Source organism: Thermococcus atlanticus, assembly GCF_054657855.1.
Map to the genome: position 1 here is coordinate 1 of NZ_BAAHXX010000002.1, position 10025 is coordinate 10025.

Here is a 10025-nt window from a genome sequence, read left to right on the forward strand (position 1 = left end):
TGGCCAGAGGATACCAGGATATTCTAAAGGAGCTCCTCCAGATCCAAAAAGGGTTGGAGTCCAAGGCCGATAAGAAAGAGATGGAGAGAGAATTAGAAAGTTTATCCAAGTTGGTGATGGTTGTTTATGATAAAATAAAAGAGTTGGAGACTGTAAACCAACTTTCCCTTGGGGAAAGTTTAGATAGGAATGAAGAAGAGCTTTTAGTTTTAGACTATTTAAGGCAGGGTTATGGTTCTCCGAGCGAGCTACTTTCCCGGCTTAAATTTGGGAATAAAAAGCTTTATGCTATCCTAAAGAGGCTTGAAGCTAAGGGCAAAGTGAGAAAGTTGAGAAAGGGAAAGAGAGTTTATTATGTGCTCGTTGAAGAGTGAACAGAACCAAAAATCAAAATTCCCTTGGGGAAAATTGAGAATAAATTGATCTTAGTCATATTTATCGCTTTCCCAAAATAGTATGGGGTTTTCCTGCCAGTCCAAAAGCACTATTCTTTTATCTACAACATAAGTTCTCCGTATAGCTCTCACTTTTAGAAGAAGGTTTCTCATGCACTTCTTGTGAATAAAATAGAAGGCTACCGAACCTTTGTGAGAATTTAAAAAATCTAGTACCATCTCTGTTGCGTATCCATTTTTTCGATATTGAGGTCTAACATACAGCTCCGCCATTGTAGGAACAAGACGTGCAAACTCTGAGTAGTAGCCGACAGCTCGCTTATTTTTCCATAGTATCTTTACTTTGGTATAATCGCTTAGATAAGCTCCACTAATAATAGGCCCCCCGTATCTCCAGAGTTCCGCCCGAAGAATATAGTGAGTAACTTCATCTCTAGTTCCCGGAATGACTTCATGAAGCCCCTCTTTTGATGAAACTAAAAAATTCTCTGGTTTCTCCCATTTTTTGCCATATTTTATTCTCACTATATGCTGATAAATATTATTTCCTGGCCCTATTTGTGGGGAAGGACATAGAAGAACCTTTATACTCTTGGTCGAAAGGGGTGTAATAATATTCTCTTCATTTGCCTCAACCTCGGCCCCGCATTCAGGACATCTAAACTTCTGTACCATGTTATCACCGAAAGACATTAGCAGTTATTGTTTAAAGCCTTGTTTTTATCCTTCTGATCCCCCTCCTTTCAGGGCGAAGCTTTCAAAAGAAAAAAAGTCAAAGCACCGGGAACGGGTGTTTTCCGTTTAGTAGGTAAACCTTCTTTCTGGCCCTGGTTAGTCCAACATACCAAACCCTTCTTTCAGCGTCTAGCTCCTCCCTGGTTTTCAGAATACTAGACCATTTTCGGGGTAAATCGTTGATTAAAAACACTACGTCGGCCTCCCGGCCCTTTGAAGCGTGTAGAGTATCCAAGTAAATCCTAGCGTCCTTGGGAATACTAACCACCTGGCTTTTTTCTTTCATAAGCTCCTTAATTAACTCTACGGCTACCTTTCCATGCCTAGGGCTTAAACTCTCTATCTTTTCCAAATCCAACACCGAAAACGGGTTTTCTTTAACCTTCAAAACGTTAAAAGGCATAAGGCCCTTTTCTATGGCCTCTATCGTTTTCTCCATCTGCTCGGCGATTTTCTTATAACGCTCCTTCTCCGAAATCCTTTCGCCCAAATGCCAGTCTATAAGCTCGGAATAGTAGAGAATAGTAACCAAATCCGCTACCTCTAACTCCTCTCCATTCTTAGCCTTAAGTAGGGCCTGGACCAAATCCCGGAACGTCCCCCACCCCTTGGAACCAGCCTCCCAAATACTACGATAATCCACTTTCAGGTGCTCAAAATGGACGCCAGCTAAGATTAACTCCTTTCCTAGCTTTAGGACCTGGCGATTAGTCCTAACCAGGATAAAGATACTATGGCCCTCTTGGGCTTCCCTAACCAAGTCGTTTAGGAAATCCGGGAACCAAAAGAGCTTATACTTAAAATCGCCTAAGTCCGTCCGGGGGGCTACCGTTTTCTCCTTCCTATGCCGGGTTTTGCTAATCACCGTTAGGGCCTTAGCCTGGACCACAATAGGAAGCCTATGGGACTTCCTAAGGACAATCTCCCGGCCTGGAACGTAATTCATAAGCCTAGGATCCGCTCCCTGATAACTAAAAATCGTCTGGTCATCGTCCCCGGCGATAATCACTAGATCCATATGGTTGGCTAAGAGCCTAAAAATCTCGAACTGGAGCGGGCTTAAATCCTGGAATTCATCAACAATAAGCACCTTAGGGCTGTACTTATGCCCCGGAAGGTTTCTAGGGTCAATCTCCCCCCTCCTAAGGCCCTCATAGGCCTTAATCAGCATATCGTTATAGTCCAGGATCCCCTTTCCCTCTTTGTACTCCTCCCAAAGCGGGGGGAACTTCCAGAGCTTAGGGGCCAGCCTCTTTAGAGCCTCATAACGGGCCTTAGGGCCCTTGGTGGGGTAATAGACGTTATAAGCCCAAGTTAAGGCGTTCCAAAGCTGGTTACCCTCATTAAAGACGTTGGAATAACCCATTTCCGAACTCTCGAACCTTAACCCATTCTGCCAGCAAAAATTCCTAAACCAGTCCTCCGGGCTTAAACTTCCGAAGTTTTGAGTTATAAACCCATCAACCGCTCCACTATCAATAAGAAGCCTAAACGCTATTCCATGCACCGTAGAGTAGTACCGGCCCGGCTTATTCTGGCGATCCTTAACCTTAATGCCAGTCCTAGCCTCAAACTCCTTTAAAGCGGAAGTTTGGAACGTCATAAAAATAACGTCCTCGGCCCCGTACTGGCCAAAAGGAAGGCTAAGGCCATAGTTCTCTAAAAACTCCGTGTGATCCTGGAAGCCTATAAGATGCTCAATAATCCTAACCAGGGCCGTAGTCTTTCCCGTCCCCGGTGCTCCGTAGAGCTTAATAATCCTCTCCCTCGGTAGGGAGAACTCAAAAGAAGTAACCGGAATGGCCTCACTCATTAGGCCCCACCCCTACGGTCCTCTGCAACTTGTCACCCTCCACCCTCTTCAAAAGTCCTATCTGCATAAGGGTAACCACCGCCGTAGTTACCTCTTCCTTGGACTTCCTAGTCTTCTCTCCAAGTTCTATAAGCTCGGTTATGTCCTTAGGCTCCCTAGTGGCCTCTAAAATCAGTTTCTCCAACGGGGTTAAGTTTACGCTAACGTCCCTAAGGTCCTCTCCGGGTTTCTTTTGCTCCTCTGTCTTAGGCTCCTCCACCGTCGGGACCTTAACCCTAACCTCTATCCCATGCTCCTCCAACCACTTAACCCTAATAATCCAGAAACGGGCCTTAGTCTTATCGTCGGTGTAACTATCCCTCTTTACAGCTATCTTATCCGAAACTCCCACTATTGGAGCATTTGGAAGTTTCCTAAGATCTCTAATCAGTTTTTGGGTGGTGTAACCCTCTAGACCAATGCCCCCGACTAAATCGGCCTCTATCAAGTCCTTATGCACATAGAGTAGCTTTCCATCTTTGCTTAAAAAAGGCTTATCTTTGGCTTTAAGCTCCCAAGGTAAAGCCCCGTCCTCTAGGAGCCTCTCCATCTCCTCCCTAAACCACTCCTCGACTGCTACCAGCGGACTAAGGTAATTCTGAACAATCCTGGCCCTCTCTAGTAAAGCTTCCAGTATCTCTAAAGCCTCCTCCGGCTTAATCAACGGATCAGCATAGAGCACACTAAGGAAACCGGCGAACTTCTGAACCAGCTTAGATCTAGGGGTCGGGTTAGGGGAATAATCCTCAAAAAACGGCTGAACTCCTTCCAGTATTATCTCCAAGTGATCAGCACCATACAGGTTTACCTTCTCAACGCTGGCTAAGACCTCCTCAACCCTGCTAAGGGGAGCAACAAAAGGACACTTATTACTACAGATTTTCACACCTCCAGCGGTTAATCCCTCACCAAACTTAACCGAGCTCTCAAACTCCTGGACCATAGCACACTTGAACGGCTTAGCCTCTTCATAGAACTTCTTAAACCGCTGGAGTATCTCGGCCTGTTCCGTTACGTCTATAACGTCCCCATAGAGCTTAGAAAGCAGGAACTCAAAAAGAAGCACCTTCTTATCTTTGCCTCCCTGGATCCTCCCCGTAGTGTAGCCCCTAGCGTAGTACTTGAACCAAGACGCCAATACCTTAAGGCCCTCGTCTATGATCCTACCCTTCTTGGTGTCGTAGAAAAGGGGCCTAAACGCCAAGGCCTCAATGCACGGCGGGAGCCTCATTCTAGACGGCTTAATAAGGTCCCTAACTATCTCCTCGTGGAACCCCCTAAGGCTCTCCTCGGTATAGCCAAAACGCCTAACCAAGATAACGGCTAACTCCTCTCCTCTAATAGGCTCCTCAGGGTCTAAGCCTAGCTCATTGACAAAACCCCTAAAGGCCTTTTCATTGAACCGAACTTTACCCCTCTTGTCCAGATAATAGAACTGGCTAGGCTTCCGGAGGTTAGCCAAGGTAACCATATTGGTATCCTGCTTAAGAGCTTCCATGATGTAGTGGGCTAGAACTAATATTTTCTCGTAGCTAGAGAAACGGGACCATAAAACTTTAGATGTTGGAAGCTCAGTAAGTTCCTTTTTTCCTTTAAGAAGCTGGTAGCGGTGATAAAGGTTATTGGAGTGCTCCATTTCCCACTTAAGGTTTTCTTCCTCAATTCTACGCCTCAATGCCCGGATACTAATCTTAACCTCTCTAGCCTTCTCCTTAATCTCCTCCTTGGTAAAGTGATCCAATAGATACTCTCTATCCACGTCAAAATTAGTTATCAAATTCCGCACTATAACCCGTTCCATCGGCCCTAAACCAGCCTCTTTAAGATCCTGGAGAGAAACCCGCTCAACCTCGGGGTTCTCTGCATCAATCTTGTCCAGAACCTTAAGAATCTCCCTATACGGGTTGATTAGTCCCTGTCCATTAGTCTCTGAATCAGTAGCCGAAACCGTAGCCCGATCAGGAGACGGTAAATTATTTATAGGTTTAAGTTCACCTTCCATTGAGGATCACCTCTTTGTCTAGTGAGGTGGGATCACCCAATTACTACACCAAAGTTTCCGGTCGGCCCCCCACCGACCGGGTAACCACTATCTTTATTCTTTTAGCATTCCAAATTTCTCTAGATCAGCTTTTGCCTTTGCAATCCACATTAGCATGGCCTCTGTTAGCGCTGAACCAAGAGCACCTTTTCTTGCACCATATTTCTGGGCGGCAAGTTTTCTAAACTCCTCTTCAACTGCATCATCCACAGTTAGTGTTATCTTCCCCATGTATCCCACCCGCCATATTTATGGCGTTTATAGTTTAAAAACCTTTTTTATTTTAAAGCGAAAATTTGGAGAAGATGCTATTAAGACTAATATCAGTTTAGAGAATCTATTGTGTTATTCTTCAAACTGCTCTTTCACTATGCTCGCCTAATAAATGCATCCCCACTAATTCTCCAACTCTCAATCGTTGTGAATTTTATTTTTTTACTTATGGTGATAGTATTGTAAAGTTCCCCCATATCCCCCATATCCCCCATATCCCCCATATCCCCCATATCCCCCATATCCCCCATATCCCCCTTTAAAATCTATGACAAATATGTACATTCAAATTTATTCCACAAAATTTGGGGTATCAGGGGTATCAGGGGTATCAGGGGTATCAGGGGTATCAAGGGTACTCTCTATTAGGTGGGTTTTAATTTTAGATGGCTAGAAGGCATAGGACGATTGTTTCTAAGACAGATGCCAGAAAAAAGTGTTATAATTGAGTGTTCTGAGTCCGGATTTTACACTACCATTTTAAGTAATTACATCTACCCCAAATTTACAGGGCGGGGTGTCACCACCCTATTAGGTTCTTGCGTCCTCCCCACTCACGTGTGAGTTCCTTATTAATCTCGTCTTTCTCTTCGTTCTTCTTTTTCTTCTTTGGGAGCTTTCCTTCCTTGAAGAGCCTCGCCGTCTTCCACCCACCCTTATATTTCCGGTATATTCTCCACAGTGGCGAGCTCCTGATACCTTTCGACGGAACTATGCGGGCTTCTCTGTTTGCTTTTAGGATGCCTTCCAATGCCCAAGACACGTTCTCAGGGTGTAGGACTATTAAATCCCCTCCATCTGTCTCTAAGATGACTGCCCATCTGCTCAGCTGGAACACCTCTTCCACCCACTTCACGGGGAGGGTGAGCCGGAACGTCTCTACCCTCCTATTATTCTCCCAGATGTCCAGCTTTCTGTGGTATTTCCTCACGACGGCTCCGCTGTATTCTCCTCTTAAGAAGTCGGAGAGTAGCCCATCGCCTGTGCTCTGTTCTATGCCTCCTGAATAGGACACATATTTCAGTTCTTCCTTGAACTTGGTGCTGGTTATTGGGTGCATAATGATTAGGTCTTCGTTCCTGGTTAATAGGACGGTGAGTTTCCGCTCCGGGGGGACACTTCTTGCCCATTCTGGTGGGAGTGTTATCCGGTATTGCGGTCTTCTCTCTCCACTCCCCTGCACTTGGACGATTTTTCGGGCGTGTATTCTCACTATTTTGTCCCAATACACTCGGTTTAGGAGCTTTGCCACCTTTTTCGCCTCCCCATTTTTGGAGGGAGTGTTCTCTATCGTGTCGTGAAGCCCTTTCCCTGAGATAATAAAAGAAAGAAACTGAGTGTTTTTTGGAAACTAAGCTGTCTCGGAGCTGTTTTTGGTGAGGTTTTAGTGGTTGGGTGAATATGTAGAGCTCCCTCTAATTTTCCACAAGACCCCGTCCCTCACTCGGTAATAAACTTCGACCGGAACTTTCTCTGATAAGCTTCTTAGTTCATCTTTCATTTTCTCGGTGTTGTTTGGGTGGAGGATTAGCAGGTTTCCGTCTTCGGTTTCGAGGAGAATGAGGGTTTTCGCATCTTCTTTCCATGTATCTACCCACGAGGCTGGTAGGGTCATTGTGTAGTATGCACTCTCCACAACCTCACCGTTCCGGCGGACATACCGCCTGTATTGTTTTGTTAGCCATCTTTCGTAGATTTTCCGGACTTTTCCGGTGTCAATTATCCTCATTGCTCTTCACCCGGAGCATTGAGATGGATTTCTTTGAAATAGCGACATTGGGGGTCTCTATTCTTCTCCCTTCTCTGAGCAGGTAGCTATCCTCAAGGTAAAGGAACATTCCGTCCTCGCCGGTGAGGGTTCCGACCAAAACGTCCCCTCCCTTCCGTTCGATGATGACTTTCTCCCCCCAAAGCCCCCTAAACTGAATATTTCCCATCTTTTTTCCCTCCCCAATCCTAATAGTCTAAATACTTCTTTGAGAGCTTGAAGAGTTCGATGGCTATTTCTTTGGCATTCTCCGGTTCTTCGTGGGCGACGTGGACTTGAAAAGCCCTTCCTGAGGGGGTGGTTATTGTCCATTCGAGGGTATAGACGTGTTTCACTACGAGAACTCCCTCGTCTTCTTCCTCTATTATGCCCTTAGTCCCCTCTTCTTCCACCATTCTATCCCCTCTCTGTCCTTAATTGGGACTAAAACGCCTGGTTGGGGCTGATAGTAGATCTGGCCACGATACCACGCAACGGGAGGGCGGATTTTCTTGGCTTGCTCGTTTATTAGGTGGAAAATTAGGTTGGGTTCGAGATTGAGCGGTGTCCAAGGGTCTAACGGTGGAATAGTCTGCCTTCGTTTCCTTCGTGCTAAACGTATATTTCTCATTTGCATTCTTTCACCGCCTATATTATTTTTCAATTGATTGGTTGAGAAAAGAGCTTATAACCTTTTTTTAGCTTAAAGCGAAAATTTCGAACAATGTGATATTGAAAGTGATATTAATTTCGATATTGGATTTAATATCAGACATAATATCAAAAGTGATATCGCTCTTCAGGGTGGGGAAGAGGTCGGTAATTAGAGGTTCCCTAATGCTTTGTATAAACGAAAGAGCCTTTTCCTAAAGATGGGGCTTATCTCGTAGCCTGTTATGGTTTTGGCGATTAAGCCGAGGTCTATGAGTTCTTTTAGGACTTCATAGACGTAAACGTATGAAACGCCGGTTTTTTGGGCAATCCTGAATACTATCCCATCTTTGCTTCCCATTTCATAGGCTTTTATTCTTCCGTGGTGCTCTGCGAAGGCTTTTAGGAGCGAATAGGCTACCCTGCGTTTTTTTTCGGTTCTAAGCTTTCCGCTAATGTTTTTGATGAAGTTCAGGAATTCTGAAATTGCTTTTTCGGTTTCAGGGTTCATTGATTGACCACCGATATTTAACTATTCAGTTAAATATTTAAAATTTTCTTTAAATAGTTTTCGGTTAATCTCCTTTTGTAAAGGGTTTTTAAACGATTGGAATGTTTTTATCAGATTAGTCATCTAAAACGCTTTTATAGAGCTTTTTATTTTGTGATGTGGGGGAGAATTGGCTTTTTTGGTGTTTGGTAGTGTTGGGTGAGCACTCACGGGTTATTTAAGAGTTTAGTTAAATATTATAAGTGGGTGGTGTGGAACCGGGATTATTGGTGGGACACTTTTGGGAGAAAAGTCACTTTCCAAGTTTCCGTTATCTTGGGATATGTGAGTGCGAAAATCAACCTAAAATTTCTATCAAACGAAGAATTATGGTGGGTGCTAACATTCAGCTTTCAGGACCTCACGATAGAACTCAACTGGCCTAAGGATTTTAATGACGTGATCTTTAAGGTTCAAGATCTTTTCTGAGTCCCGGAGGGAGATTAAATCGTCGTCCCACGTTAGGATGTACCCGGCCCGGACCTCATAAGCTATCTCCAGCCACTTGTTATCCTTTGGGTCCCTACAGAGGTTGAAACTTTTAGAGGGAGAAACTTCCACCGAGCCTTTGAGATACCTTGCTAAAATCCGCTTCCACTCGGTGGAAAGTTTTCCTTTCTCCGCCAGAATTCCCATTTTAATGCTGAGCTCTCTTAGAGCTTCATCGCTTGTGTAGTTGGTTAAAAACTCTCCGTCCAGAGCTCGTATTAAGAGGGCTGATAAGCCTCTCGGCTTAATCATTGCTCCCAAGACCACGTTGGTATCCATAACAACCTTCATTTAACTCCCACCGGTGAGTTCCTGAAACTCCTCCTCGACCTCCTTGAGGGTATCTTTGATTTCGGGCCATTCGTCTTCAAAGTCTCCGGCCAAAAGCTTCTTTTTAGCTTCCTCAGCCTCGGCTTTTACCTCCTCCGGCGTTAGGCTCTTTGCGAGCTCCTTGGCCTCTTCCATCATCAACTGGCCGAGGGTTACGGTTACGGCGAACTTTATGAAGTCCGAACGACTTCGGAATTCTCTCTTCTTCACTAATTCATCGATCTTTCGCACTACATAACCCGGAAGTCTCACCGAGATAGGGTAATCCACACTCTCCACTACACATCACCAACTACAAATACACTACAAAAGTATTTAAAAATAACGCAATAAACCCAACTTTGCAAAACGATGAAAAGCGTTAATCCTCCAGCATCTCCGAGAGTATCTTAATGGCTTCATCACCACTAATAGTTTTTACTCTCCCTTCTCTGACCTCCTCCCTTTGCGGGGGTTCCAGCGAATTAACCCCTCGCCAGTGACGGGGAGGTTTGAGGGGCTTCATTTTCAGGACTTCAATCTTTTTAATCTCTCCAGCTCCTTCTCCATTTCATTAATCCTCTGAAGAATTGGGTTAGTGTTGTGAATCGCCTCACTCATACCCATCATTTAAAGAGTGAGTATATAGGTTAATTAGTAGGTTTTTGGTGGTGCTCCTCGGGTTCCCGTGGGGGCCTTTGCGTTTCCTTAATAAAAACCTTTGGAACGTAGATTTTGCCTTATTGTTCACAAATATGGACAATCTGGCTTAAAACTCCACCTTGAAAGCGTTTTTGTTAAGAGTATCCTCCAACTACTCGATAACTCCAGCTGAGTTTTGAGAAATCTTATTATGCTTTCGGGTGAATACTTTATTCAGGTGTTCATCTTGGGCCTCCGTTCCTGGATCCTCGGCGATTATGCCAAGAGATTGGAGAACCTGGAGGGAGAAGTTAAGGACCTCCGGCAAAAGGTAGATGAAT

Annotated in this window: 13 protein-coding genes; 1 reads left to right on the forward strand and 12 read right to left on the reverse strand. The window is 44.7% G+C overall.

Annotated elements, in window-relative coordinates; genetic code table 11:
- Positions 1–374 (forward strand): hypothetical protein (locus ACYQ27_RS12530; RefSeq protein ID WP_460041891.1); only part of this gene is annotated, 374 nt, incomplete at its 5' end.
- A gap of 51 nt (positions 375–425) precedes the next feature.
- On the opposite strand, the gene ACYQ27_RS12535 is transcribed toward ACYQ27_RS12530, so the two are convergent.
- From ACYQ27_RS12535 to ACYQ27_RS12590, 12 genes are all read right to left on the reverse strand, one after another.
- Positions 426–1070, reverse strand: coding sequence for a hypothetical protein (locus ACYQ27_RS12535; protein WP_460041892.1), 645 nt, complete (start codon positions 1068–1070; stop codon positions 426–428).
- Between the two features lie 97 nt (positions 1071–1167).
- A complete protein-coding gene (locus ACYQ27_RS12540) occupies positions 1168–2943 on the reverse strand; it encodes a UvrD-helicase domain-containing protein (protein ID WP_460041893.1) in 1776 nt (591 codons plus the stop codon).
- Positions 2936–4984: a hypothetical protein gene (locus ACYQ27_RS12545; RefSeq protein WP_460041894.1), complete on the reverse strand. Its 2049-nt coding sequence runs from the start codon at positions 4982–4984 to the stop codon at positions 2936–2938. Before ACYQ27_RS12545 ends, ACYQ27_RS12540 begins: the two co-directional genes overlap by 8 nt.
- A 93-nt stretch (positions 4985–5077) precedes the next feature.
- The gene (locus ACYQ27_RS12550; protein WP_460041895.1) at positions 5078–5263 is read right to left on the reverse strand and encodes a hypothetical protein; all 186 of its coding nucleotides are present in this window, start codon (positions 5261–5263) and stop codon (positions 5078–5080) included.
- Positions 5264–5391: 128 nt separating this feature from the next.
- Positions 5392–5529, reverse strand: coding sequence for a hypothetical protein (locus tag ACYQ27_RS12555; protein ID WP_460041896.1), 138 nt, complete (start codon positions 5527–5529; stop codon positions 5392–5394).
- Between the two features lie 287 nt (positions 5530–5816).
- A complete protein-coding gene (locus tag ACYQ27_RS12560; protein WP_460041897.1) occupies positions 5817–6548 on the reverse strand; it encodes a hypothetical protein in 732 nt (243 codons plus the stop codon).
- Between the two features lie 132 nt (positions 6549–6680).
- Positions 6681–7025, reverse strand: a complete 345-nt coding sequence (locus ACYQ27_RS12565; RefSeq protein WP_460041898.1) for a hypothetical protein — start codon at positions 7023–7025, stop codon at positions 6681–6683.
- A complete protein-coding gene (locus tag ACYQ27_RS12570; RefSeq protein ID WP_460041899.1) occupies positions 7012–7233 on the reverse strand; it encodes a hypothetical protein in 222 nt (73 codons plus the stop codon). Before ACYQ27_RS12570 ends, ACYQ27_RS12565 begins: the two co-directional genes overlap by 14 nt.
- Before the next feature lie 19 nt (positions 7234–7252).
- Entirely contained in the window at positions 7253–7459 is a 207-nt protein-coding gene (locus ACYQ27_RS12575) for a hypothetical protein (RefSeq protein WP_460041900.1), read from the reverse strand.
- Between the two features lie 407 nt (positions 7460–7866).
- On the reverse strand, positions 7867–8205 hold the full coding sequence (locus tag ACYQ27_RS12580) for a hypothetical protein (RefSeq protein ID WP_460041901.1): 339 nt from the start codon (positions 8203–8205) through the stop codon (positions 7867–7869).
- Positions 8206–8583: 378 nt separating this feature from the next.
- Positions 8584–9024 (reverse strand): putative toxin-antitoxin system toxin component, PIN family, encoded by a 441-nt coding sequence (locus ACYQ27_RS12585; RefSeq protein ID WP_460041902.1) that lies wholly within the window; start codon positions 9022–9024, stop codon positions 8584–8586.
- Positions 9025–9342: a ribbon-helix-helix domain-containing protein gene (locus ACYQ27_RS12590; protein ID WP_460041903.1), complete on the reverse strand. Its 318-nt coding sequence runs from the start codon at positions 9340–9342 to the stop codon at positions 9025–9027.
- Between the last annotated feature and the right edge of the window lie 683 nt (positions 9343–10025).